The 24,696-nt window shown below is 75.2% G+C and carries 20 protein-coding genes, 1 tRNA gene and 1 pseudogene; 17 read left to right on the plus strand and 5 right to left on the minus strand.

Annotated elements, in window-relative coordinates; translation table 11 throughout:
- The 7 genes and pseudogenes from ssd to FHL79_RS26525 form a co-directional block, all read left to right on the plus strand.
- A partial coding sequence (gene ssd / locus FHL79_RS16920) for a septum site-determining protein Ssd (RefSeq protein ID WP_138759752.1) occupies window positions 1-1,045 on the plus strand: 1,045 nt, incomplete at its 5' end.
- Complete coding sequence (locus tag FHL79_RS16925; RefSeq protein WP_138759753.1) at window positions 1,042-2,193, plus strand: TadA family conjugal transfer-associated ATPase; 1,152 nt, start codon at window positions 1,042-1,044, stop codon at window positions 2,191-2,193. The genes ssd and FHL79_RS16925, both read left to right, overlap by 4 nt.
- Window positions 2,175-2,984, plus strand: coding sequence for a type II secretion system F family protein (locus FHL79_RS16930; RefSeq protein WP_246080906.1), 810 nt, complete (start codon window positions 2,175-2,177; stop codon window positions 2,982-2,984). Before FHL79_RS16925 ends, FHL79_RS16930 begins: the two co-directional genes overlap by 19 nt.
- Entirely contained in the window at window positions 2,981-3,715 is a 735-nt protein-coding gene (locus FHL79_RS16935) for a type II secretion system F family protein (protein ID WP_138759754.1), read from the plus strand. The genes FHL79_RS16930 and FHL79_RS16935 overlap by 4 nt, the downstream gene beginning before the upstream one ends.
- Before the next feature lie 156 nt (window positions 3,716-3,871).
- Entirely contained in the window at window positions 3,872-4,099 is a 228-nt protein-coding gene (locus FHL79_RS16940) for a DUF4244 domain-containing protein (RefSeq protein WP_171058205.1), read from the plus strand.
- A 45-nt stretch (window positions 4,100-4,144) separates the two neighbouring features.
- Window positions 4,145-4,501, plus strand: a complete 357-nt coding sequence (locus FHL79_RS16945) for a TadE family type IV pilus minor pilin (RefSeq protein WP_171058206.1) — start codon at window positions 4,145-4,147, stop codon at window positions 4,499-4,501.
- Window positions 4,498-4,839: pseudogene (locus FHL79_RS26525) on the plus strand (Rv3654c family TadE-like protein); the annotation flags it as partial. The gene FHL79_RS16945 and the pseudogene FHL79_RS26525, both read left to right, overlap by 4 nt.
- Before the next feature lie 45 nt (window positions 4,840-4,884).
- Here FHL79_RS26525 and FHL79_RS16955 read toward each other — a convergent pair.
- A complete protein-coding gene (locus tag FHL79_RS16955) occupies window positions 4,885-7,395 on the minus strand; it encodes a DEAD/DEAH box helicase (protein ID WP_138759756.1) in 2,511 nt (836 codons plus the stop codon).
- Between the two features lie 197 nt (window positions 7,396-7,592).
- Between FHL79_RS16955 and FHL79_RS16960 the strand changes: the two genes are divergently transcribed.
- From FHL79_RS16960 to FHL79_RS16980, 5 genes are all read left to right on the plus strand, one after another.
- Window positions 7,593-9,854 carry a sodium-translocating pyrophosphatase gene (locus FHL79_RS16960; protein ID WP_138759757.1) on the plus strand — a complete coding sequence of 754 codons (2,262 nt, stop codon included), beginning with the start codon at window positions 7,593-7,595 and terminating at the stop codon, window positions 9,852-9,854.
- 147 nt (window positions 9,855-10,001) lie between these two features.
- The gene (locus tag FHL79_RS16965; RefSeq protein WP_138759758.1) at window positions 10,002-10,325 is read left to right on the plus strand and encodes a hypothetical protein; all 324 of its coding nucleotides are present in this window, start codon (window positions 10,002-10,004) and stop codon (window positions 10,323-10,325) included.
- Entirely contained in the window at window positions 10,322-11,884 is a 1,563-nt protein-coding gene (locus FHL79_RS16970; protein WP_138759759.1) for an alpha/beta hydrolase, read from the plus strand. Before FHL79_RS16965 ends, FHL79_RS16970 begins: the two co-directional genes overlap by 4 nt.
- Before the next feature lie 206 nt (window positions 11,885-12,090).
- Entirely contained in the window at window positions 12,091-14,931 is a 2,841-nt protein-coding gene (gene topA, locus FHL79_RS16975) for a type I DNA topoisomerase (RefSeq protein ID WP_138759760.1), read from the plus strand.
- A 10-nt stretch (window positions 14,932-14,941) separates the two neighbouring features.
- Complete coding sequence (locus FHL79_RS16980) at window positions 14,942-15,685, plus strand: class I SAM-dependent methyltransferase (RefSeq protein WP_138759761.1); 744 nt, start codon at window positions 14,942-14,944, stop codon at window positions 15,683-15,685.
- Between the two features lie 3 nt (window positions 15,686-15,688).
- Here FHL79_RS16980 and FHL79_RS16985 read toward each other — a convergent pair whose 3' ends face one another.
- Window positions 15,689-16,489 (minus strand): trans-aconitate 2-methyltransferase, encoded by an 801-nt coding sequence (locus FHL79_RS16985; RefSeq protein ID WP_138759762.1) that lies wholly within the window; start codon window positions 16,487-16,489, stop codon window positions 15,689-15,691.
- A 259-nt stretch (window positions 16,490-16,748) separates the two neighbouring features.
- Between FHL79_RS16985 and tmk the strand changes: the two genes are divergently transcribed.
- The 3 genes from tmk to FHL79_RS17000 all read left to right on the plus strand — a co-directional run bounded on the left by tmk (window position 16,749) and on the right by FHL79_RS17000 (window position 20,434).
- Window positions 16,749-19,010, plus strand: a complete 2,262-nt coding sequence (gene tmk, locus FHL79_RS16990; protein ID WP_246080908.1) for a dTMP kinase — start codon at window positions 16,749-16,751, stop codon at window positions 19,008-19,010.
- Between the two features lie 91 nt (window positions 19,011-19,101).
- On the plus strand, window positions 19,102-20,280 hold the full coding sequence (locus FHL79_RS16995) for a DNA polymerase III subunit delta' (RefSeq protein ID WP_138759764.1): 1,179 nt from the start codon (window positions 19,102-19,104) through the stop codon (window positions 20,278-20,280).
- A gap of 81 nt (window positions 20,281-20,361) precedes the next feature.
- Window positions 20,362-20,434: transfer RNA gene (locus tag FHL79_RS17000), tRNA-Thr, on the plus strand.
- A 325-nt stretch (window positions 20,435-20,759) separates the two neighbouring features.
- Here FHL79_RS17000 and FHL79_RS25420 read toward each other — a convergent pair.
- Together FHL79_RS25420 and FHL79_RS17010 are read right to left on the minus strand one after the other, a co-directional pair.
- Window positions 20,760-21,182, minus strand: coding sequence for a hypothetical protein (locus tag FHL79_RS25420; protein ID WP_179966101.1), 423 nt, complete (start codon window positions 21,180-21,182; stop codon window positions 20,760-20,762).
- A 1-nt stretch (window position 21,183) separates the two neighbouring features.
- Window positions 21,184-21,378, minus strand: a complete 195-nt coding sequence (locus FHL79_RS17010; protein WP_138759765.1) for a hypothetical protein — start codon at window positions 21,376-21,378, stop codon at window positions 21,184-21,186.
- 517 nt (window positions 21,379-21,895) lie between these two features.
- On the opposite strand from FHL79_RS17010, the gene FHL79_RS17015 reads away from it, so the two are divergent.
- Complete coding sequence (locus FHL79_RS17015; protein WP_138759766.1) at window positions 21,896-22,336, plus strand: VOC family protein; 441 nt, start codon at window positions 21,896-21,898, stop codon at window positions 22,334-22,336.
- A 185-nt stretch (window positions 22,337-22,521) separates the two neighbouring features.
- On the opposite strand, the gene FHL79_RS17020 is transcribed toward FHL79_RS17015, so the two are convergent.
- The gene (locus tag FHL79_RS17020) at window positions 22,522-23,001 is read right to left on the minus strand and encodes a hypothetical protein (protein WP_138759767.1); all 480 of its coding nucleotides are present in this window, start codon (window positions 22,999-23,001) and stop codon (window positions 22,522-22,524) included.
- 437 nt (window positions 23,002-23,438) lie between these two features.
- On the opposite strand from FHL79_RS17020, the gene FHL79_RS17025 reads away from it, so the two are divergent.
- A complete protein-coding gene (locus FHL79_RS17025) occupies window positions 23,439-24,482 on the plus strand; it encodes an IS110 family RNA-guided transposase (protein ID WP_138759768.1) in 1,044 nt (347 codons plus the stop codon).
- Window positions 24,483-24,696 lie beyond the last annotated feature (214 nt).

Below are 24,696 nucleotides of genomic sequence, written 5' to 3' on the forward strand. Positions count from 1 at the left end.
CCCGTTGGTCGTGAGCGCCGACCCCGTCCTGCTCGACGACCTCCTCCGGTTGCTGGCCGCCGCCGGCACGACCGCCGAGCTCACCAGCGGGGGAGGCGCGCTGCGGCGCGCGCACCGCGATGCGCCGCTGGTGCTGGTGGGTGCGGATGCGCTGGCCAGTGCCCCGGTGCGTGCGCTGCCACGCCGGCCGGGGCTGCTCGTCGTGGTCGGCGGCGCCCCGGACGCCGAGGTCTGGCCCGCTGCCGTCGCGGTCGGGGCCGAGCGCGTCGTCGTCCTGCCCCAGGACGAGACGTGGCTGGTCGAGCGGGTCGCGGCCGCCGTCCGGGCGCCGGTGCGGCCCGGCTGGCTGGTCGCGGTCGGCGGCGCCTGCGGTGGTGCCGGCGCCAGCACGCTGGCCACGGCGCTCGCCCTGGCCGCGCGCGCGGGCGGCGGCCCGGACGTGCTGCTGGTGGACGGGGACGGGTGGGCGGCCGGACTGGACCTGCTGCTGGGCGCCGAGTGGGCGCCGGGGCTGCGCTGGCCGGAGCTGAGCGGGATCAGCGGTCGGGTGGCCGGACCCGCGCTGGTCGCCGCGCTGCCCGAGGCCTGCGGTGTCCCGGTCCTCGCGGCGTCCCGGGACGAGCCGCAGGAGGTGCCGGTCGAGGCGCTGCTGGCCGTCACCACCGGCGCCCGGGACAGCGGCTGCGGGGTCGTCGTCGACCTGCCCGTCCGCGGTGCCGGCACCGACGGCGTGCTCGCCGAGACCGACCTGGCCGTGCTGCTGGTGCCCGCCCGGCTGCGGGCCGCGGCGGCCGCCCGGGTCCTGCTGGCCGGCGAGCGCAGCCCCTGGGCGTCCGCCCTGCTGGTCAGCCGTCCGGTCCCGGGCGGGCTGACCCGCGCCGAGATCGCCGGCGTGCTGGGCCGGCCGGTGTTCGCCGAGCTCGTCGCCGACCGGTCGGCGGTGGCGCGGAGCGAGCGGGGTGAACCGCCGTCGGTGGCCGCGCGGTCGCCGTTCGGGCTGCTCAGCCGGCAGGTGCTGGCCCAGCTCCCGAGGCGCGCGGCATGACCGGGTCGGCTGCGCCGCTGGTCGAGCGGGTGCGCGCCCGGCTGGCCGGCGGGGCGGGCACCCCGAGCGCGGTCACCGTCGCGACGCTGGTGCGGGAGGAGGCCGGGGGGCTGCTGGGCGACCGCGGCGTGCTGTCCGCCGTGCGGGCCGCGACCGACGAGCTGTCCGGGGCCGGGGTGCTCGAACCCCTGCTGCGGTTGCCCGGGATCACCGACGTGCTGGTCAACGGCCCGGACGCCGTCTGGATCGACCGGGGTTCCGGCCTGGAGCCGGTCGAGGTCCGCTTCCCCGACGAGGCGGCGGTCCGCCGTCTCGCGGTGCGGCTGGCCGCCTCGGCCGGGCGGCGGCTGGACGACGCGGCACCGTGGGTGGACGCCGGGCTGCCCGACGGCACCCGGCTGCACGCCGTCCTCCCGCCGGTGTCCGGGTCGGGCACCTGCCTGTCGCTGCGGGTGCTGCGCCGAGCGGCGCTCCCGTTCGCCGAGCTCGCCGACCGCGGGGCCTTCCCCGGCGCCTCGGCCGACCTGCTGAGCGCGGTGGTGGCGACCCGGCTGGCGTTCCTGGTCACCGGCGGCACCGGCACGGGCAAGACCACGGTGCTCTCCGCGCTGCTCGGGGTGGCCGATCCCGGTGAGCGGGTGGTGCTCTGCGAGGACGCCCCCGAGCTCGCGCCGCCGCACCCGCACGTGGTCCGGCTGCTCACGCGCCCGCCGAACGTGGAGGCCGCGGGCGCGGTCACCCTGCGCGACCTGGTCCGGCAGGCACTGCGGATGCGACCGGACCGGCTGGTGGTCGGCGAGGTGCGCGGCGGGGAGGTCGTCGACCTGCTGGCCGCGCTCAACACCGGGCACGACGGCGGGTGCGGCACCGTGCACGTCAACCGGGCGGCGGACCTGCCCGCCCGGCTCGAGGCCCTCGGGGAGGCAGCCGGGCTGGGCCGGGCGGCGGTGCACAGCCAGGTGGCGGCCGCGCTCGCCGTCGTCGTCCACCTGCGCCGCGGGCCGTCCGGACGGCACGTCGCGGAGCTCGGCGTCGTCCGCCGGCGCGGCGAGCTGATCGAGGTCGTGGCGGGCTGGCGGGCCGACGGTGGGGCCTGCCCCGCGCGCGACGAGCTCGCCGCCCTGCTGCAGTGCCCGGCGCCGGGATGACCGCGGCGCTGCTCTGCCTGTCCGCTGCGATGCTCGGCTGGCCGACCGCACGGCGGGCCAGCCGGCTGGCGGGGCGCCCCGGCGGTCCGCTGCCCGGGCCGGGCGTCGCCGAGCTGCTGGGGGGCCGCGCCGGCGCCGTGGCCCCTGCGCTGGCGGCCGGCACCGCAGCGGCGGTCCTGTCCACGCCCGTCGTCGCCGTGCTGGCCGCGGTGTGCGGACTGGCCGCCGGGCACGCGCTCCGGCGGCGGGCGGCGGCGTCCGCGGCCGAGCGGTGCAGCCGCGCGCTGATCGAGGGGCTGGGTGCGCTCGCCGCCGAGCTGCGGGCCGGCCGTCCACTGGCCGAGGCGACGGCCACGGCATTGGACTGCTGCCCGGACCCGGCCACCGCCGCCGCCCTCGGGCCGGTGCTGCGGCTGGGCGAGGCGCCGCCGGGCCGGGCCGGCGACGAGCCCGCCCGGGCGCTGCTGCGGATCGCCGCGGCGGTGCGGCTCAGCGCGCACACCGGCTGCTCGCTGGCCGGGGTGGTGGGTGCCGTCGAGGACGACCTGCGGGCCCGGCTGCACGCGGAGCAGGAGCTGAGCTCGGCGGTCGCCGGCCCCCGAGCCAGCGCGACGGTGCTGGCCGGGCTGCCGGTGCTCGGGCTGCTGATGGGCAGCGGGGTCGGGGCCGATCCGTGGCGGGTGCTGACCACGACCGGCTCCGGGACGGTGCTGCTCGTGCTGGGGGTGGCGCTGGAGCTGGCCGGGACGGTGTGGTCGGCCCGGCTGGTGCGCCGCGCCGTCCAGCGGTGAGTGCTGCCGCGGCGGCCGCGCTGGCGGCGGCGCTGCTGCTCTGGGTGCCGCCGGGCTCGGCCCGCCGGGAGCGGCTGCGGGCGGTCCTGCCGGCCGCGGCACACCGGACGCGGTCGCGCCCGCGGGTGCCGGGCGGGCCGCCCGGCACCGGGCGCCGGTGGGCGGAGGCGGGCGCCGCCGCGGCCGGGGTCTTCCTGCTCCTCGGCGGGGGCCCGGGCGCCGCGCTCGCCGGTGTCGGCGTCGGCGTCGGGCTGGAGCGGCTGCTGCGGCGGTCGGGCGCCCCGCCGGACCCGGGCTCGCGGCTGGCCCGCGACCTGCCGGTGGCGTGCGACCTGCTCGCCGTCTGCCTGACCGCCGGCACCCCGGTCGGCTCGGCACTCACCGCCGTCGGCGACGCGGTGTCCGGGCCGCTGGGGGAGCGGCTGGCCGAGGTCGGCGCCCTGTACCGGCTCGGGGCCGCGCCGCGGCGCGCGTGGACGGGGTCGCCACCACCGCTGGACGTGCTGGGCCGGACGCTGGTGCGCGCGGGGGAGTCCGGCTCGGCGGTCGTGCCGGCGCTGCAGCGGCTGGCAGCGGACCTGCGCAGCAGCGCCCGGAGCGAGACCGAGGCGGCGGTGCGCCGGGCGGGGGTCTGGGTCCTCGCCCCGCTGGGTGTGTGCTTCCTCCCCGCGTTCCTCTGCCTGGGTGTCGTCCCGCTCGTGCTCGGCATCGCCGCCGACGTCTTCGGCTGACGCCGCGCCGTCCCTGCACGTCACCGCCCCCTGCGGGCGCCGTCGTCCACAGCCGGGGGTGCCCTCCACAACCCGGCCGCGGACCTGGGCCGATAGGCCCGTGACCAGCAGGCTCATCAGCGACGGGCCGGCAGGCGGCCCGGTGGAGGTGGGGACATGGGGATCAGGTCGCAGCAGGGGTCGGCAGCGCGAAGGCGGGCCGCGCTGGCCCGCCGGTGGGCGCAGGTCCGGACGGGCGAGGAGGGCATGAGCACCGCCGAGTACGCCGTGGGCACCGTGGCAGCCTGCGCGTTCGCGGCCGTCCTCTACCAGGTGGTCACCGGCGGCTCCGTGGTCACCGCGCTCGGCGACCTGGTGCAGTCCGCCCTGGCCACGCTCTCCTGAGCCGTCGTGCGCTCCCGCCGCCCCGTCGGCCGATCCGAGGCCGGGATGGTGACCGCCGAGACGGCCGTCGTGCTGCCGGTCCTGCTGTTCGTCCTGGCCGGAGCCGTCGCCGCGGTCGTGGTCGTCGGTGCCCAGCTGCGCTGCGTGGACGCCGCCCGCGAGGCGACCCGCGCGGCGTCGCGCGGCGAGCCCGGCGCGGTCGCGGCGGCGATCGCCGCCGAGGCCGCTCCCCGGGGCGCTGTCATCGAGTTCGGCGGTGACGGCGAGACGGTCCGGGTGACCGTCTCGGCGACGGTGTCACCGCTGGGACCGCTGCCCTGGCACGTCGCGGTCTCGGCCACTGCCACCGCGCTGCGCGAGCCGGCCTCCGACCCGGCCACAGCGGGGAGTGCGGTCCCGTGACGTCGTTGCGTCGGGCCGGCGAGCGGGGCTCGGCCACCGTGTGGACCGTCGCGCTGTCCGCGGTCCTCGCGGTGGTGGGCGCAGCGGTGCTGCTGGTCGGTGCCGCGGTGGTCGCCCGGCACCGGGCGAGCACGGCCGCGGACCTGGCCGCCCTGGCGGCGGCGGGCAGGGCGGTCCAGGGCGAGCCGGACCCGTGCGCGGCGGCCCACGAGGTGGCCGAGGCCAACGGTGCCACCGTCGACTCCTGCGCGGTCAGCGCAGCGGCGGTGGTGGAGCTGCGGGTGCACGTCCCGGTCCGGCTCGGCCCGCTCGGCGTCGTGGACGCGCGTGCCCGGGCCCGTGCCGGGCCGGCACCGCCCGAGGACGGCCCGGCCGCAGCGACGTCAGAAGACCAGGTCGTCGGGGTCGCGCTCGGGCTCGGCCGGCACCTCGTCGGTCGTCGCGGCCACCTCCGGCGCTGCCGGGCTGCTGGTGCCGAACAGACCCGGCCGGGGGGCCGGTCGACGGGTCACCTCCGCCTCCTGCGCCGTCAGCGCGGGGGCGGTGGCGAGCTCGTCCAGGACGACGTCGAGCACCCGGACCGCGCCGGCCTTGTCCAGCGGGTCGTTGCCGTTGCCGCACTTGGGCGACTGCACGCACGACGGGCAGCCGGACTCGCACTCGCAGCTGGCCACCGTGGCCCGGGTCGCCTGCAGCCAGTCGCGCAGCACCGCGTACCCACGCTCGGCGAAGCCGGCACCGCCGGGATGACCGTCGTAGACCACGATCGTCGCCGTGCCGGTGTCCGGGTGCAGGGCCGTGGAGATGCCGCCGAGGTCCCAGCGGTCGCAGGTGGCCAGCAGCGGCAGGATCCCGATCGACGCGTGCTCGGCGGCGTGCAGCGAGCCGGGCAGCGCGGTCTCGTCCACGTCGGCCCGCTCCACGGCCCGGTCGCTGAGGGTCAGCCACACCGCCCGGGTGCGCAGCTGCCGGGCGGGGAGGTCGAGCGGGAACTCCGCGAGCACCTCCCCGGTGCCGATCCGCCGCCGCTGGTAGGCCACCACCTGGTTGGTGACGTCCACGACGCCGGTGTGCGCGGTGACCGCCCCGAGCCGGCGGGTCCGGTCGGTCGACACGATGGAGAGGTCCACGACGTCGCGGGCGACCGTCGTCCACTCCGGGCTCTCCGGGTGCACGACGGCGCAGGCGTCCTCGATGTCGAACTCGTCGACGACGTAGGTCTCGCCGCGGTGCACGTAGAGCGCACCGGTGTGCACGGTGGCGTGGGAGGCATCGCCGTCCACCGTGCCCAGCAACCGCCCGGTCGCGCCCTCGATGATCGACACGGGGGCGGTGCCGCTGCCGCGGATGTCGACGTCCGGCCGGCCCCGGCCCGCCCAGTACCAGCCGGTCGGCCGCGCTCGGAGCAGCCCGTCGGCGACGAGCTCGGTCACCTGGGCCTCGGCCACGTCACCGCCGAAGTCGGCGAGGTCCGCAGGTGCCAGCGGCAGCTCGGCGGCCGCGCAGCACAGCTGGGGGCCGAGCACGTAGGGGTTCGCCGGGTCGGTCACCGTCGCCTCGACGGGTCGGCCGAACACCGCCTGCGGGTGGTGGGCCAGGTAGTGGTCCAGCGGGTCGTCGCGGGCGACGAACACGACCAGCGACTCGTTCTGCGCCCGCCCGGCCCGGCCGGCCTGCTGCCACATCGAGGCCAGCGTGCCGGGGTAGCCGGCGAGCACCACGGCGTCCAGGCCGGCGATGTCGATGCCCAGCTCCAGAGCGTTGGTGGTGGCCACGCCCAGCAGTGCCCCGCTGGACAGCGACCGCTCCAGCTCCCGGCGTTCCTCGGGCAGGTAGCCACCGCGGTAGGAGTCGACCCGCGACACCAGGTCCGCCCGGCCCCGCGACCGCAGCACGGCGCGGGCCTGCTCGGCCACCGACTCCGCGCCGCGGCGGGACCGGACGAAGGCCAGGGTGCGGGCGTTCTGCTCGACCAGGTCGGCCAGCAGCCCGGCGGCGTCCGCGGCGGCCGAGCGCCGCACCGGGGCGCCGTGCTCGCCGGTCTTCTCCGTCAGCGGCGGCTCCCACAGGGCGAAGGTGGCCCCCGGCCGCGGCGACCCGTCGTCGGTCACCGCCGTCACCGGGGCTCCGACCAGCCGGCTGGCGGCCGCGGCCGGGTCCGCCACGGTCGCCGAGGCCAGCACGAACACCGGCTCGGCTCCGTAGCGGCGGCAGATCCGGCGCAGCCGGCGCAGCACGTGCCCGACGTGGGAACCGAAGACCCCCCGGTAGGCGTGGCACTCGTCGATCACGACGTAGGCCACCCGGCGCAGCGTGCTCGACCACTTCTGGTGGGCGGGGAGGATCCCGCGGTGCAGCATGTCGGGGTTGGTGACGATCCAGCGAGAGTGCCGTCGGACCCAGTCCCGCTCGTCGGTCGGGGTGTCCCCGTCGTAGGCGGCCGGGCGCACCGAGGCGTCGGCGAGGGCGTCGACGGAGGCGAGCTGGTCACGGGCCAGGGCCTTGGTGGGTGCCAGGTACAGGACGCACGCCCGGGGGTCCTCGGCCAGCGCGGTGAGCGCCGGCAGCTGGTAGGCCAGCGACTTCCCCGACGCGGTGCCGGTGGCGACGACGACGTGCGAGCCGGCCCGGGCCAGCTCGGCGGCGGCCACCTGGTGGCCGAAGGGCTCCAGCACGCCGCGCTCGGCCAGCCGGGTTCGCAGCGGCTCGCCCACCCAGGCCGGCCACGGGGCGAACCGGGCGGGCCGGACCGGCAGCCGGTGGACGTGGGTGACCGGGTCGTCCTCGGGCTCCGTGCCCGCCAGCAGCGCAGCGAGCAGCTCCGTGCCGGGGAGGGCGGCGACGGCGGGCTCGGGCCCCTCGGCCGGTTGCCCGACGGAGCGCAGGGACGTCACCTCACCACTGTCACACCGTGGCGCAACCCACGGTGAGGGTGGTGGGGGCAGCTGACGCTGGGTGTGAACCGGATCACGAACGGGTCTGGCCTTGACGCTGTTCCTGCGGCACAGTGCGTGCCACGCCGGGCCCTCCCCGCGCGAAGGCCCGGGGGCGCCAGGCGGGTGCGCGCCCCCACCTCGCCGCGGAGGAACACATGCCCGACACCGAACTGTCCGGAGGCGACCTCACCCTCGTGGCGGTCGTCCTCGCCATCTCCCTCGCCGCCCTGGGCTTCGCCTTCTACCTGTCACGGGCCGTCATGGCCGCCGACCAGGGGACACCGAAGATGCAGGAGATCGCCAAGGCGATCCAGGAGGGAGCGGGCGCGTTCCTCCGACGGCAGTTCCGGACGCTGGCCGTCTTCGCCGTCATCGTGTTCATCCTGCTGCTGCTGCTCCCGGTCTCCGACGGAGGAGTGGGCACCCGGATCGGCCGGGCGGTCTTCTTCCTGGTGGGCGCCGCCTTCTCGGCCTCGGTCGGCTTCATCGGGATGACCCTGGCGACCCGCGGCAACGTGCGGGTCGCGGCGGCGGCCGCCGCCGGCGGGCACCGGCCGGCCTTCCGGATCGCGTTCCGCACCGGTGGCGTCTGCGGGATGATCACCGTCGGCCTGGGGCTGTTCGGCGCCTCCCTGGCCCTGCTGCTGTTCCGGGACACCGGCCCGATCGTGCTGGAGGGCTTCGGCTTCGGCGGCGCCCTGCTCGCGATGTTCATGCGGGTGGGCGGCGGCATCTTCACCAAGGCCGCCGACGTCGGGGCGGACCTGGTCGGCAAGGTGGAGGCCGGCATCCCCGAGGACGACCCCCGCAACGCCGCGACGATCGCCGACAACGTGGGCGACAACGTCGGTGACTGCGCGGGCATGGCCGCCGACCTCTTCGAGTCCTACGCCGTCACCCTGGTCGCCGCGCTGATCCTGGGGCAGGTCTTCTTCGGTGCGGTGGGCATGGTCTTCCCGCTGGTCGTGGCGGCGATCGGGATCATCGCCTCGATCGTCGGCATCCTGGCCAGCAACCCGACCGCCGGCGACAGCTCCTGGATGTCCCCGATCAACCGCGGGTTCTTCACCTCCGCCGCGGTGTCCCTGGTGCTCGTGGCCGCCGCGTCGTTCACCGTGCTCCCCTCGATCTCCGACGGCCTCGACGTCTCTGTCAGCCCGCAGGTGCTCGGCTTCGTCTCCGTGCTCATCGGCATCGTGCTGGCGGCCACCATCCAGCAGCTCACCGGCTACTTCACCGAGACGTCGCGGCGCCCGGTCAAGGACGTCGGCCGCAGCTCGCTGACCGGGCCGGCCACGGTCATCCTCTCCGGCATCTCGCTCGGCCTGGAGTCCGCGGTGTACGCAGCGCTGCTCATCGGTGCCGCCGTCTACGGCGCCTTCCTCATCGGTGGTGCCGCGGCGCTCTACGCCGTCGCGCTGGCCGGCTGCGGGCTGCTCACCACCGCCGGCGTCATCGTCTCCATGGACACCTTCGGTCCGGTGAGCGACAACGCGCAGGGCATCGCCGAGATGTCGGGGGAGATCGACGAGGAGGGCGCCCAGGTGCTCACCGACCTCGACGCGGTCGGCAACACCACCAAGGCCATCACCAAGGGCATCGCGATCGCCACCGCCGTGCTGGCCGCCACCGCCCTCTTCGGGTCCTACAACGCCAGCATCGGCGACGCCCTCGACGACGCCGGGGCCCGCCTCGGCGACGCCTTCACCCTGGTGTCGCCCAACAACGTCGTCGGCGCCGTGATCGGGGCGGCGGTCGTGTTCTTCTTCTCCGGTCTGGCGATCAGCGCCGTCTCCCGGGCGGCCGGGCGGGTCGTGTTCGAGGTGCGCGAGCAGTTCCGCACCCGGCCCGGGATCATGGACTACAGCGAGCGGCCCGACTACGGCGCCGTCGTCGACATCTGCACCAAGGACTCGCTGCGCGAGCTGGCCACCCCCGGGCTGCTCGCCGTCCTCGCGCCGGTCGCCGTCGGCTTCGGGCTCGGCTTCGGGCCGCTGGCCGCCTACCTGGTCGGCGCGATCGCCACCGGCACGCTGATGGCGGTCTTCCTCTCCAACTCCGGCGGCGCCTGGGACAACGCCAAGAAGATGGTGGAGGACGGCGCCTACGGCGGGAAGGGGAGCGAGGCGCACTCCGCGACCGTCATCGGCGACACCGTGGGCGACCCCTTCAAGGACACCGCGGGCCCCGCGATCAACCCGCTCATCAAGGTGATGAACCTGGTGGCCCTGCTGATCGCGCCGGCGGTCGTGGGGATGACGGTGGGCGAGGACCAGAACACCGCGCTGCGGGTGCTCATCGCGCTGGCCGCAGCGGCGGTCATCGTGGTGGCGGTCGTGATCAGCAAGCGCCGCTCCATCGTGGTGGGCGGGGAGAGCGGCACGACGGCGGAGGCGCTGACGAAGACCGCGACCTGACCACGGCGGGCCTGTCCGCGGCGGCACCCGCCGCGGGTTGTGGATCCCGCCGAGGGCTGTGGACGACGGCGCACGGGTCCCGGGCCGGTGTTCCTAGCGTCGTGGTGTCGGTCCCGTCGGGGGGCCGTGCCGCACGCGGGAGGCGCCGTGTCCCATCTGATCTCCGTCCAGCTCGACGTGCTGGGCGGGCTGCTGGCGGAGCTGCGGGCGATGGGAGTGGAGCTCAGCGGGGAACAGCAGCTCACGGCGGCGTCCGGGCAGGCGCTCGGCCGGGCGCTGCCGGGCCCGGTGGGGGAGGAGGCGGCGCTCGCCGGCGACGAGTGGGCCGGGGCGCTCGGCGCGCTCGCCGCCCGGACGCTGGCCGTGGCCGCCACCCTCGACGCGGCGCTGGCCGCCTACCGGAGGGCTGACCTCCAGCTGGCCCGCCAGCTCGTCCCGGCCCGACCCGGCTCGCCGGCGGTGCCCCGGTGAGCGTGCCGACGACGGTGCAGCAGGTGGCCGGCTGGGACGTCGCGGAGCTGCGTGGCGGCGTCGGCCGGCTGGACCAGGTGGCCGACCGGCTGCTGCCCTGGCGCACCCGGCTCGACGTGCTAGGTCGGCAGCTCGGCCGGGCGGAGTGCTGGTCGGGCCCGGCCGGGACGGCGGCTGCGACCGCGGTGGTCGAGCTGTCCACGGTGGCGTCCGGGGTGTCCGGCGCGCTGGGGGAGTCCCTCACCGACCTGCAGGCCCTCAGCGCCGCGGCGACCGAGGCGCAGGAGTGGGCCGCCGGTGCGGTCGCGACGGCGGCGGTCGGGCGGATGTCGCTGGACGGGTCCGGCTCGCCGATCGGCCTGCCGGCGCCACCGAGCGCGGCCATGGCCGCCGACCAGGTGGCCGAGGTGCTGGCCGACCGACAGGCCGGCCGGCTCGCCGCGGCCCGGGCGGAGGAGGCGCTGCTCGCCGCGGCCCGGGCACTGGCCTGTGCCCGCGCCGCCCGGCAGCCGCTCGCCGGGGTGGGGACCGGCGGGCGGAGCGGGGTCGGGTTCGCCGACCTGGCCGCCCGGCTGCCGGCCGCGCGGCCGCTGCCGGGGCCGCCGGACCCCGGCCCGCAGCGGGTGGCCGCCTGGTGGGCCGGGCTCTCGGCAGCCGAGCAGCTGGCCGAGACCGCCGCGCGGCCGGCCGTGGTCGGTGCGCTCGACGGGCTGCCGGCGTGGGCCCGGGACCAGGCGAACCGGTACCGGCTTTCGGCCGCCCTCGCGACGCTGCCCGCCGGCGAGCAGCGCCGGACGGCGGAGGTGCTGGCCGGCCGGCTCACCGCACTGGACCGCGCCGGCCGGACCGCCCAGCTGGTGCAGTTCGACCCGGCCGCGGACCTGGTCGCGGTGTCCCTGGGCGACCTGGACACCGCCGCGGCGGTCGGGGTGCTGGTCCCGGGGATCAACACGACGCCGGCGGACGACCTGCCCGGCCTGCTGGGGTCGGCGGCCGCCATCGGGTCGGCGACCGAGGCGGCCGCGCCCGGGCTCACCGTCGCCACCGTGGCCTGGCTGGGCTACCGGACGCCGGGGCTCGGCACGATGGCCCTGCCCGCGGCGGCCCGGCGGGGCGGCCCGGCCCTCGACCGGGCGCTCGACGGCCTCGCCGTCGCCCGCGCCGTCCCCGGCGGGACGGGCGGAGCGGGCGGGACCGCCGGCGTGATCGCCCCGCCGCGCACCACCGTGGTCGCGCACAGCTACGGGACGGTGGTGACCGGCCAGGCTGCCCGGGCACCGGGGCGGCTCGCCGCCGACGCGGTCGTGCTGCTGGGCAGTCCCGGGCTGGCCGGCGGCGAGGCCGCGGACCTGGAGGCCGGCGAGGTGCACGGCGCCTGGTCGGTGGCCGACCCGGTGTCCTGGCTGCAGTGGTTCGGGGACACCCCGTCCGATCCCTCGTTCGGCGACTCCCCGCTGCCGACCGAGCTGACCGAGGGGCACACCGACTACCTCGACCCCGACCGCCCGACGCTGGCCGCGGTCGGCGAGGTCGTCGCCGGGGTCCGGGTGCCCGGATGACCAGGAGGGAGGCCGGCCACCACGCCGGGAACACGCCCGTCCGCCGACCGTTGGACGGTCGACGGCGCGCCCGGATCTGCTCGCCGCCCGGGCCTCCCCGGCCGGCGTGGCCTACCGTGGCCACGCCGAACGGGTGCAGCTCGCGCTGTCCCCGTGTGCGTCCGGGTCCTCCCGGCGCCCGCGTCAGCACCCCCGACAGGAGCACCGTGCCGCCCACCAAGACCACGTCAGCCACCAGCACCGGCAGCCGCGCGCCGCGCAAGCGGACGGCCGCGGCCGGAGGCAAGCCACTGGTGATCGTGGAGTCCCCGGCCAAGGCGAAGACGATCGCCGGCTACCTGGGCAGCGACTACGTCGTCGAGGCGAGCATCGGGCACATCCGCGACCTGCCGCGCAACGCCGCCGACGTCCCGGCGGCGCACAAGGGGGAGTCCTGGGCCCGGCTGGGGGTCGACGTGGACCACGGCTTCGAGCCGCTCTACGTGGTCAGCCCCGACCGCAAGCAGCAGGTCAGCCGGCTCAAGCAGCTGGTGAAGGAAGCCAGCGAGATCTACCTCGCCACCGATGAGGACCGCGAGGGCGAGGCCATCGCCTGGCACCTGATCGACACCCTCAAGCCCACCGTGCCGGTGCGCCGGATGGTCTTCCACGAGATCACCCGCGAGGCGATCGCCCGTGCCGTCGCCAGCCCACGTGAGCTGGACACCGCGCTGGTCGACGCCCAGGAGACCCGCCGCATCCTCGACCGGCTCTACGGCTACGAGGTCAGCCCGGTGCTGTGGAAGAAGGTGCTCCCCAAGCTGTCGGCCGGCCGCGTGCAGTCGGTCGCCACCCGCATCGTGGTCGAGCGGGAGCGGGCCCGGATGCGCTTCCGGGCCGCGGACTACTGGAGCGTCGAGGGCACCTTCGACGTCGTCGGCCAGGCAGGCGGCACCGACGCCGGTGAGCCCCGGCAGCTGTCGGCCAACCTGGTCACCGTCGACGACCGGCGGGTCGCCACCGGCCGCGACTTCGACCCCGACACCGGCCGGGTCACCAGCGACGTCGTGCACCTGGACGAGGCCGGTGCCCGCGGCCTGGCCGCGCGCCTCGAGGGCACCCGGATGTCGGTCAGCCGGGTCGACGAGCGCCCGTACCGGCGCCGGCCCTACGCACCGTTCATGACCTCGACGCTGCAGCAGGAGGCCGGCCGCAAGCTCGGCTGGTCCTCGCAGCAGACGATGCGCACGGCCCAGCGGCTGTACGAGAACGGCTTCATCACCTACATGCGCACCGACTCGACGAACCTGTCCGAGACGGCGCTGTCCGCGGCCCGCAACCAGGCCCGCGAGCTGTACGGCGATGCCTACGTGCCGGCCGAGCCGCGCCGCTACTCCAAGAAGGCCAAGGGCGCCCAGGAGGCGCACGAGGCGATCCGCCCCGCCGGTGACTCCTTCCGCACCCCGGGGCAGCTCGCCGGGCAGCTGGCCCGGGACGAGTTCCGGCTCTACGAGCTGATCTGGCAGCGCACCGTCGCCTCGCAGATGTCCGACGCCGTCGGGCTGACCGTCAGCGTGCGGCTGGCCGGCCGCTCCACCACCGACGAGGCGGTCGAGTTCTCCACCAGCGGCCGCACCATCACCTTCCCCGGCTTCCTGCGGGCCTACGTCGAGGGCAGGGACGAGGGCGCGACCACCGACGAGGAGGCCGACGACGCCGAGCGCCGGCTGCCCCGCCTCGAGCGCGGTCAGCCGCTGGACACCGCCGCGCTGGACCCCAAGGGGCACACCACCTCGCCGCCGGCCCGCTACACCGAGCCCAGCCTGGTCAAGGCGCTGGAGGAGCTGGGCATCGGCCGGCCGTCCACCTACGCCTCGATCATGCAGACCATCCAGGACCGCGGGTACGTGTGGAAGAAGGGCTCGGCGCTGGTGCCGACCTTCATCGCCTTCGCCGTGGTGAACCTGCTCGAGCAGCACTTCGCCGCGCTGGTCGACTACGACTTCACCGCCTCGCTGGAAGCCGAGCTCGACGAGATCGCCGCCGGTGACCTGCGCCGGGTCGACTGGCTGACCGAGTTCTACTTCGGCGGCGGCGGCGGGCACGCCGGCGGCATCGCGGCCTCCGGTGGCCTCAAGTCGGTCATCGGCCAGCGGCTGGAGGAGATCGACGCCCGCGGGGTCAACTCCATCCCGCTGCAGGCCACCGCGCCCAACGGCGACCCGGTCGTCGTCCGCGTCGGCCGGTACGGCCCCTACCTGCAGGCCGGTGGCGAGGAGGGTGCCCGGATCAGCATCCCCGACGAGATCGCCCCCGACGAGCTGACCGCCGACAAGGTCGCCGAGCTGCTCGACGCGCCGTCCTCGGACCGCGAGCTGGGCACCGACCCGGAGTCCGGCTTCCCGGTCGCGGTGAAGGCCGGCCGGTACGGCCCCTACGTCACCACGCTGGTCCCCGAGGGCAGCAAGGAGGCCCCGCGCACCGCCAGCCTGTTCAAGTCGATGACGCCGGCGACGGTGACCCTGGAGCAGGCGCTGCAGCTGCTGACCCTGCCCCGCACCGTGGGCAAGGACGCTGACGGCGAGGAGATCCAGGCGCTCAACGGCCGCTATGGGCCCTACATCAAGAAGGGCACCGACTCGCGCTCGCTGGAGAGCGAGGAGCGGCTGTTCACCGTCACCCTCGACGAGGCGCTGGCGATCTTCGCCCAGCCCAAGCAGCGGGGCCGGGCCGCGGCCAAGCCGCCGCTCAAGGAGCTCGGCGCCGACCCGGTGAGCCAGGGGCAGGTCACCGTGCGCGAGGGCCGGTTCGGTCCCTACGTCACCGACGGCGAGGTCAACGCCAGTCTCCGCAAGGGCGACGACATCGAGACGCTCACCCTCGAGCGGGCCGCCGAGCTGCTGGCCGACCGGCGGGAGCGGGCGCCGGTGAAGAAGAAGGCCGTGAAGAAGACCGCGGCCAAGAAGGCCCCGGCGAAGAAGGCCACGGTCAAGAAGGCCACGGCCAAGAAGACGACGAAGAAGGCTGCGGCTGCCGACGTCGCCGAGCCGGTCCCCGCGGGCAGCTGAGGTACCCGCGGTGCAGGGCTGGCAGGAGCGGCGGACGTCGTTCGGATCGGTCGCGGCCGACTACGCCGCCCTGCGCCCGGGCTACCCCGCCGACGCGGTCGGGTTCCTGCTCGGTGACCGGCCGTTGCGGGTGCTCGACCTCGGGGCGGGCACCGGGCTGCTGACCGACGTCCTGCTGGCCGCCGGGCACGAGGTCGTCGCGGTCGACCTGAGCGAGCCGATGCTGGAGCAGTTGCGGACCCGGTTGCCGCAGGTCGAGGCGGTGGGCGGGGGAGCGGAGTCGATACCGCTCCCCGGCGCCGATGTCGACGCGGTGGTCGCCGGCCAGGCAGCGCACTGGTTCGACCCGGCACCGGCGGCCGCGGAGCTGCGCCGGGTGCTGCGCCCCGGCGGCGTGGTCGGCTTCGTCTGGAACACCCGCGACGAGCGGGTGCCCTGGGTGCGGGCGCTGGGCGAGCTGCTCGCCGGCGAGGCCCGGGACCACGAGGCCGACCAGGGGGTCGTCGACCGGTTCGCCGCTGCGCTGCCGGCGACGGTGGAGGTGTTCGACTCGGGCACGGTCCAGCACGTCACACCCGAGCAGGTCGTCCGGGGGATCGGCACCCGCAGCTACGTCGCCACCATGGACGACGCCGACCGCGACCGGTTCCTCGGCGCGGTGCGCGAGCTGGTGGCCACCCACCCCGACACCCGCGGCCGCGACGAGCTGGAGCTGCCGTACACGACCCGGGCCCACCGCCTCACCCCCCGCTGAGGGTCACCCGGGCCGGTGGCCGACGGCGAACAGCCGGCGGAAGGGCAGCACGGTCCTCCCGTCGGCCCGGGCGGGGTACGCCGTGCGGAGCAGGGCGGCGTACTCGGCGGTCAGCTGCCCGGCGTCGGCCGGGGACAGCCGGTCCAGCACCGGCCGCAGCACCGTGCCCGAGACCCAGCCGAGCACCGGGTCCTTGCCGCTGAGCACGTGCAGGTAGGTCGTCTCCCACACGTCGGCGACCAGCCCGGCCGCGGAGAGCACGTCCAGGTAGCCGACCGGGTCGAGGACGGCGGCCGGGTCGAGCACCGTCTCGTCCCCGGGAGCCAGCCGCGGTCGCCAGCGCCGGCTGCCGACCAGGTCGGCGAGCAGGGCGTGGGTGGGCGCCGCCTGGTTGCCGGGCACCTGCACCGCCAGCCAGCCGCCCGGCGTCAGGTCGCCGGCCCAGCGGGTGAGCAGCTGCCCGTGCCCGGGCACCCAGTGCAGCGCGGCGTTGCTGACCAGCACGTCCACCGGCCCGGCCGGCCGCCAGTCCCGCAGGTCCCCGGCGACGAACTCCAGCCGGCCGGGGACGGCGTGCGCCGCCGCGGCCGCGAGCATCGACGGTGAGCTGTCCACGCCGGTGACGCGGGCCCCCGGCCAGCGCTGCGCGAGCCCGGCGGTCGCCGAACCGTCCCCGCAGCCCAGGTCCACCACGACCCGGGGTGCGCCGGCGTCGACCCGGGACACCAGCTCGGCAAAGGGCCGGGCACGTTCCCCGGCGAAGCGCAGGTAGGTGGTCGGGTCCCAGGCGCCGGGGCTCTGCACGGGGCGAGGCTAGCGCCGGGCGGGGAGGTGACAGTTCCTCCGCTCGGGCCGATCACGGGCGATTCCGTCGTCCCCGCCCGGTACCGTTGCCGAGCCGAGCCACCGGCCAGACACCACAGCACCCCGGGGGGTCTCGATCAGCTCCGACCCGACGGACCGCCCGTCCCGCAGCGGCCCGTCCGCCGACGGCGTCCCCGCCGCACCCGGCCCGGGTCCGGGCCGGGTCGCCGACGCGGCCGACCAGCCGCTCGCTGCCGCGGTGCCCGCCGACGGCCTGCCGCCGGCCGGCACGCCGAGCGAGGACGGCGCGGTGCCGCTGGCCGGGCTGCACGTCGACGAGACCCCGGTGGCCGACCGCTCCGGCGCCGAGCCGGCCGACGACCACGCCGAGCACCACGACGACGACCACGACGACCACCACCACGACGGCGGTGGCGTCAGCCTGGTGGCCAAGGTGCGCGCCGTCCTCCGGGTCCGGGACTTCCGGAAGCTGTGGCTGTCGATGTCGCTGTCCAGTTTCGGTGACTGGCTGGGGCTGCTGGCCATCACCGCCACCGCGACCTCGCTGGTCGACGGGTTCGCCGGTCAGAACTACGCCCTCGGCGCCGTCCTGCTGTTCCGGCTGCTCCCTGCCATCCTGCTCGGCCCGCTGGCCGGTGCGTTCGCCGACCGCTTCGACCGGCGCAAGACCATGGTCGTCTCCGACCTGCTGCGCTTCGCGCTGTTCGCGTCGATCCCCGTCGTCGGCGACCTGGTGTGGCTGTTCATCGCGCAGTTCCTCATCGAGGCGATCAGCCTGTTCTGGATCCCGGCCAAGGAGGCCGCCGTCCCGAACATGCTCCGCAAGGACCAGCTGGAACCGGCCAACCAGCTGTCGCTGGTCACCACCTACGGCCTGACGCCGGTGCTGGCGGCGCTGGTCTTCGCGTTGCTGACGACCGTCGGCGACCGGCTCGGCGCAACGGTGCCCTCGCTGGACGAGACCGCGCTGTCCCTCTACCTCAACGCGCTGACCTTCCTGGTGGCCGCGGTCGTCATCTGGAACCTGCCCTCGATCAGCGGTCGCCGCGCCGCCGGCGCGCAGGTCTCCGGCGAGACCTTCCTGCACTCGCTGCGCACCGGCTTCAGCTTCGCCGGCCACACGCCGCTGGTGCGTGGCCTGGTCGTCGGCATCACCGGCGCGTTCGCCGCCGCGGGCGTGGTCATCGCCACCGGTCAGGCCTTCGCCAGCTCGGTCGGCGGCGGGGAGGCCGCCTACGGCCTGCTGTTCGGCGCGGTGTTCATCGGCCTGGGCCTGGGCATCTCGCTGGGTCCCAGCATCGCCCGGGACCTGTCCCGGGAGCGGTTGTTCGGCATCGCCATCGTGGGCGCCGGCGTCGGCGTCGGGCTGCTGGCCTGGACCTTCACGCTGTGGATCGCCCTGCTGCTCGTCGTGGTCGCGGGCTTCTTCGCCGGGATCGCCTACCTGGCGGGCTTCACGCTGCTGGGCACCGAGGTCGACGACGCCCTGCGGGGCCGCACGTTCGCCCTGGTCCAGTCCCTGGTCCGGGCGTCGCTGATCGTCTCGCTGGCGGTCGTGCCGTTCGGGGTCGGGCTGCTCGGTCGCACCTCGGTCGACCTCGGCTCGGTGACGCTGGCCGTGACCGGCGAGCGGGTGATGCTCCTCGTCGCCGGGCTGCTCGCCGTCGCGGTCGGCGTGCTGGCCTACCGGCAGATGGACGACGGCCGCCCGGTGCCGCTGGTCGCCGACGTGGTCACCGCGCTCCGCCGGGACACCACCGCCCGCCGCCGGCTCGCCGGAGGCGGGGTGTTCATCGCCTTCGAGGGCGGCGAGGGCGCGGGCAAGTCCACCCAGACCCGCCGGCTGCAGGAGTGGCTCACCGAGGAGGGCCTGGTCGCCCGGACCACCCGGGAGCCGGGCGGGACGCCGCTGGGCGCCAAGATCCGGTCGATCGTGCTGGACCCGGCGAGCGCCGGGCTGTCGCCGCGGTCCGAGGCGCTGCTCTACGCCGCCGACCGCGCCCAGCACGTGCACGACGTGCTCCGGCCCGCGCTGGACGCCGGGGAGGTGGTGATCACCGACCGGTTCGTGGACAGCTCGCTGGCCTACCAGGGGGCGGGTCGCACCATCCCGATGGACGACGTCCGGTCGATCTCCCGCTGGGCGACCCAGGGGCTGCAGCCCGACCTCACCGTGCTGCTGGACCTGCCGCCCGAGGTGGGGCTGGCCCGGGCCCGCGGCCGGGCCGCCGCCGACCGGCTGGAGTCGGAGTCGCTGGACTTCCACCAGCGGGTCCGCCGCACCTTCCGGGCCCTCGCCGAGGCGCAGCCCGACCGCTACCTGGTGCTCGACGCCCGCCGCAGCCCCGACGAGCTCGCCGCGGCGATCCGGACCCGGGTCAGCGACCTGCTGCAGGGCCTGCCGCTGCAGCAGCTGCCGCCGCACGCCCGGGTGCCGCGCACCCGCCGGCACGGTGACCACGTGGTGCAGACCGGGCCGACCCCGCAGTTGCACCCCTGATGAAGTCGAAGGACCCCCTCCTCCTCACCACTCGCAGGCTCGCGCCGAGCCTCTGGAGGGGGCCGAGAAGCGATTGCGGGAGGATGGGCACGTGACGGGAGCGGGGGTGTGGGCCGACGTCGTCGGGCAGCCGGCCGTCGTGGCCGAACTGCAGGCGGCCGTGGCGCAGCCCGCTTCGATGACCCACGCCTGGCTGTTCACCGGGCCGCCGGGATCGGGCCGCTCGGTGGCCGCGCGCGCGTTCGCCGCGGCGCTGCAGTGCCCGGCCGGGGGCGACGGCACCTGCCACGAGTGCCGCACCGTGCTGGCCGGCAGCCACGCCGACGTGCACCGGGTCGTGCCCGAGGGGCTGTCGATCGGGGTGGCCGAGGTCCGCCAGATCGTGCGCACAGCGGCCCGGGCGCCCTCGCAGGGCCGCTGGCAGATCGTGCTCGTCGAGGACGCCGACCGGATGAGCGAGGCGGCGTCGAACGCCGTGCTGAAGATGCTCGAGGAACCGCCTCCGCGCACCGTGATCCTGCTCTGCGCGCCGTCCCTGCACCCCGACGACGTCCCGGTGACGATCCGGTCCCGGTGCCGGGTGGTGCCGCTGCGCACCCCGACGGTCGAGGCCGTCGCCGAGGTGCTGGCCCGCCGGGACGGCGTCGACCCGGCGCTGGCCGCCTGGTCTGCTGCCGCCGCCGGAGGGCACGTCGGCCGGGCCCGGCACCTGGCCCGCGACGAGGCGGCCCGGCTGGCGCGCAAGGCCGTGCTGGACATCCCGCTGTCCCTGGTCTCCCTGGCCGCCTGCCTCAACGCCGCCGACGACCTGGTCGGCACGGCCAAGGAGGAGACGGACAAGGCCGTGGCCGAGGTCGACGTGCCCGAGACCGAGGCGGTCAAGGCGAGTCTCGGCGTGGGCGCCCGCGGCCCGGGGGTGGCCGCGGCCAGCCGCGGTGCCGGCCAGCTCAAGGAGCTGGAGAAGCGGCAGAAGTCGCGGGCCACCCGGATCGGCCGGGACTCCCTCGATCGGGCCCTGGTGGACCTGGCGGCGATGTACCGGGATGCCCTGGTGGTCAGCGCCGTGGGCGCCGGGTCGGGGGAGCTGACCCTGCCGCTGGCCCACCCCGACCGTCGGGCCGACGCCGTGGAGCTGGCCCGCCGGATCGGTGCCGAGGGGGCGCTGCGCCGGATCGACGCGGTGCTGGCGGCCCGCACCGCGCTCGAGCAGAACGTGAAACCGCAGATCGCGGTCGAGGCGCTCACCGTGGCGCTGCGGCTGCCAGCCTGAGCCCGGCGGGCGGTCCGACCCGCGGTGGCGGGGGGTCGGCGGACGGGGGGCGGCGGTGCCGTAGGCTCACCCGCGCAGTCCGCCGCCTTAGCTCAGTCGGTAGAGCATCTCACTCGTAATGAGAAGGTCGTCGGTTCGATTCCGACAGGCGGCTCGCATCTGACCAGCCTGTTCGCCTTCGGTCCGCCCGCTCAAGAGGCTGTTCCAGGGCGGACTGGGCACGAATTGGGCACGGGACCGTTCGCGGTCACCGCCGCGCACCGGCGTTATGACGCGGTCAACGGCGGTTCGAAATGGCGGCGGTCATGAGCTCCGCACGCCCGTCGCTGCGTCTGCGGGCCCCGGGCTTCGAGGCACGGGACGAGCCACGCAGCTACCGATGCCGTCGCCCGGAGGGGTCCTGGTTGCCCCCGGGTCATCGATCAAGGAGTCGTGTAGCGGTGGCCAGCCTGACGGGAAGAGGTGACACGGCCCCGGGATCAGCGGGACCCCTTCACCTTCTTGCCGACGACCTTCTTCGCCGCTGCGCTCGCCACAGAACGGCCAGTGGAGGCGGAACGGCCACCGTTCTCGACCACCGACTTGCCGCCTCCCTCGTGAGCTCTCACCGCGATGGACTCCTTGCGCCCGGATGCCACTGGCTCCCCGGTCAGCTTGCCGTAACGCTGCCGGGCCGCCTCGCCACTGGTGCCGACCGCCGAGCCCACAGCGGCCCAGGACAAGCCGGCAATGCGGGCCGCGACGACTGCCTGACCAACGTCGCCCTCAGCGATGGAACGGCGCAGGACAGCGGCGCGCAAGGCGCTCTCCTCGGCAGAGATGGCTGGTTCGGTTGTGTCCTTCTCGAGCTGGTCGGCCATCGCCTCGGACAGTCGAACGATCTCGTCGTAGCTGCGTGGCATCTCAGATCACCCCTCCTCGGAGGTACTTGCGTCGGGCGTTCATGGCGTGGACGACGATTCGGCGGCCGGTCTCGTCGACGTCGAACCCGATCTCCAGCATCGTGACGCCGTTGCGGGCGGGGCCGACGGCGATGGTGAGACCCCAATCGCCCTGGTTGGGATAGCTGGCCATGGTGTTGCGCAGGGCGTGCAGCACGTCTCGTCGGCGACGCCGTGCCTACGGGCGCTGTCGAGGATCGCCGGCTCCACGCGTACAAGTCACCTTGTGGAGCCGCCGTCGAGGACCGCCACGGCGGTGTCCTTGAGGGCCCACGACTGCGCGTGTTCAGCTGCTCGGCTTGTAGCAACAGGGGATGAGGTGGCCTTCGTCGCCTTCAAAGCTGTCACGAAGCGGCCCATTCGGGGCGACCTCCCACGCCACACGCTGGCACCTCCAGCCAAAGGGGTCCGGCCTGGCAGGGGACTGGACGGTGCACCGAGGTACGCCCGGACTCAGAGAACCGGCGTGCGCCCGCGTGGCCGGCCGCCTCCTCGGTGTAGTGACACGTGGGGGTGAATCCTCGCGCCGGTCGCGGCTCGTGCGCCCTCTTGTGGCAGTTCGACACCCCGGTGCAACCTGCTCGGGCCAGGTCGCCACGTCAGCCGGAGACCACGCAGGTCAATCCGGGTCCGGTGGCATCCGGTTCGAGCCCCCAGGCAGTCAGGAGGAGAAGATGACCGACACCGCGAAAAGTCCACCGGCTGTCAAGGGGCTCGGGCACTTCTCGATCACTGTCACGGACCTCGACGCGAGCGTCGCGTGGTATCAGCGCGTCCTGGCTCTAGAACCGCTCCCGATGAAGTTCCCGCACTACGGCTCGGAGGAGTCCGGATACGCGGTGGTGCTCGTCAAGCCGGACCAGGGATGGGCGATCGGCATTCACCGACACGCCATGAACCGAGGCACGCCGGCGGACGAAACGATGACGGGCCTGGACCACTTCGCGCTGGCGGTCTCCAGTCGAGAGACTCTCGAGGCGTGGGCCACATGGCTCAACGAGCAGGGAGTCCAGCACAGCGGCGTCATCGACACGACTGATCCCATGCCGTATTCGGTGGTGGTGTTCCGCGATCCGGACAACATCCAGCTGGAGTTGATCCACCTTCCGGGCTGAGCGTCCAGGCTCGCCGCCTGACATCCGTGCACAGGTCGCCCTGAAGCCGTTCTCAGGGACAGCTTGGTCAGGGCGAACGCCGGCTGCTCGCGCGGGCTTGAGTGAGCGTTGACGCGCTGTACGCGCCAGACGGCGCGCATGCGAGCCCACGTCAAGGTGGCGAGAGTCAGCCGTTGAGGCGGGAATCAATGTTGTGTCGATCGGCGATCCGTTGAGCGATGTCTGCCACGGGAGACGTCGAGGCGCTCTGCGGCGGCCCGCGCATAGATGACCATGGCGTAGAGCGCGTACGCCACAGCGGGGACTGCCACCAGCCAGTGTCGCTGAGCAGATCCGGCTGCAGCCCCCCGCGCATGCAGGCGGCGGCGTGGAGCGTACTGGCTGCTGCGTTGCTCGACGCGGCCGCGGAAGGTCACCTCAGGCAGGAGTCGCTCCCGCAACCCCGCATGAGCCAGTGGTTGGGCGCCGACAGGGCAGGCAAGGTCCAATGCGGTCACCGCCAGGTCGAGCATCGCGACATCCGGCGTGAGCCAACCGGGCACGTGGAAGAGCGCCACGGCGTCGACGAGGTCCTGCGGAGCGTCGCCGGCCACGAGGCCTCGTAGCAGAGTCTCCTGGGCCTGGCGGTACAGGTCGTCTGGGTCGACTCCGGGTTGCTTCGCCATGTCGGCAGTGTTCCCCCGGGGCGATGCGGTCAGTTGCCGACCAATCCCGCCGACCTGCGGCACGACGGACCACGACTTCGCGCACCACGAGTGTCCAGCGCGAGCTCGACCCTACGGCCGACGACGCCGACGGTGCGGAGCGCAGGTCAACCACGAAAGGACATCAAGACCCGCCGAACACACCTCATGCACCTGCGGTACGAAGAGGCGCCCCGTCGCCGAGGCGGGGTGCTCGCAGGCGTCACCGGCGAGGCTCGACCTTTTGCTGCCCGCCGTGTTCTGCCGTGGCCTTCGCAGTGTTTGCCCGCCGGTGACGTCCGTCGGGGTTCGGGCGGTTGACGCTTGATAGGAGCGTGGGGCCGCGGCGGCCCGCAGGTGCATGCGCTGCGCCCGGACACCGGCGATCCGCGAGCTCGTCCGACGCGGAAGGAGCCTGTGTGCTCGCCGGAATTGACACCCACAAGGACACCCTCGCGGTGGCCGTCATCGATGATGCCGGGCGACCGGTGATCGTCACCGAGGTGGCCAACACCGAAGCCGGCTTCGACAGCCTCGAGCAACTGCTCACCGCGCACGCAGTGACCCGGGTCGGCATCGAGGGCTCGGGCAACTACGGCCGCGGCGCCGCCGTTCATCTGGTGCTCACCGGCTCGGCCGAGGTCGTCGAGGTCCCGCCCTCGCTGACCAGCCGGGAGCGCTCCGGCCGGCCCGGTGCGGGCAAGACCGACCCGGTCGATGCGGTCGCCATCGCCCGGATCACCGCCCGCGAGCCGACCCTGCCGCCGGTCCGGCTGGCGGTCGGGCAGGCCGCGGATCTGCGTGCGCTGGCCGACTACCGCGCTCAGCTGGTCGCCGAGCGCACCGCCCTGGCCAACCGCGCCCACTCCGAGCTGCACGGCCTGCTGCCCGGTTACCAGGCCCAGATCCCGCGGCTGACCGCGCCGACCTTCATCGCCAAGGCCAAGGACCTGCTCGCCGGTCAGACCAGCGTGCGGGCCCTGCTGACCCGCCGGCGGCTCACCCGCCTGGCCGAGCTGACCGTCGAGATCCGCGAGGTCGCCGACCTCATCACCGCCGCGGTGGCCCAGGTCGACACCGGCCTGACCGAGCCCTACGACCTGGGCCCGGTCGGCGCGGCCACCATCCTCGGCGAGGTCGCCGACGTGCGCCGCTACCGCTCCCGGCACGCCTTCGCCGCCGCCAACGGCACCGCCCCGATCCCGGCCTCCTCCGGCCGCACCACCAGGCATCGGCTCAACCGCTCAGGCAACCGCACGCTCAACCGGGTGCTCTACACCATGGCGATCACCCAGATCCGCGCCGACACCGAAGGCCGCGCCTACTACCTGCGCAAACGCGCCGAAGGCAAGACCGGACGCGAAGCGCTGCGCTGCCTGAAACGACGCCTCTCCGACGTGGTCTACAAGACCCTGCACGAAGACCTCGCCGCCGGCCGGGCACCGACCGCGATAGGACGGTGAGTGCGGCAGCGGCAAACGGGACGCGTCTTCACGGCCGAAGCCAGCTGCGCGACAGGCTCCCAGTCCCAGACCTGCTCTTCGCTGCGGCCAGTCCACCGCACCCACCGCCAGCCGAAACGCTACCGCCGAGCCCTTGCACATAGGAGCTCACCCAGGCCGACGCGATTCGTTGTGACGAGTACTGCGGTCCCAGGCCGCGTGGTGTCACCCCCCG

The sequence above is a fragment of the Modestobacter altitudinis genome (assembly GCF_005930475.1).
GTDB lineage: Bacteria > Actinomycetota > Actinomycetes > Mycobacteriales > Geodermatophilaceae > Modestobacter > Modestobacter altitudinis.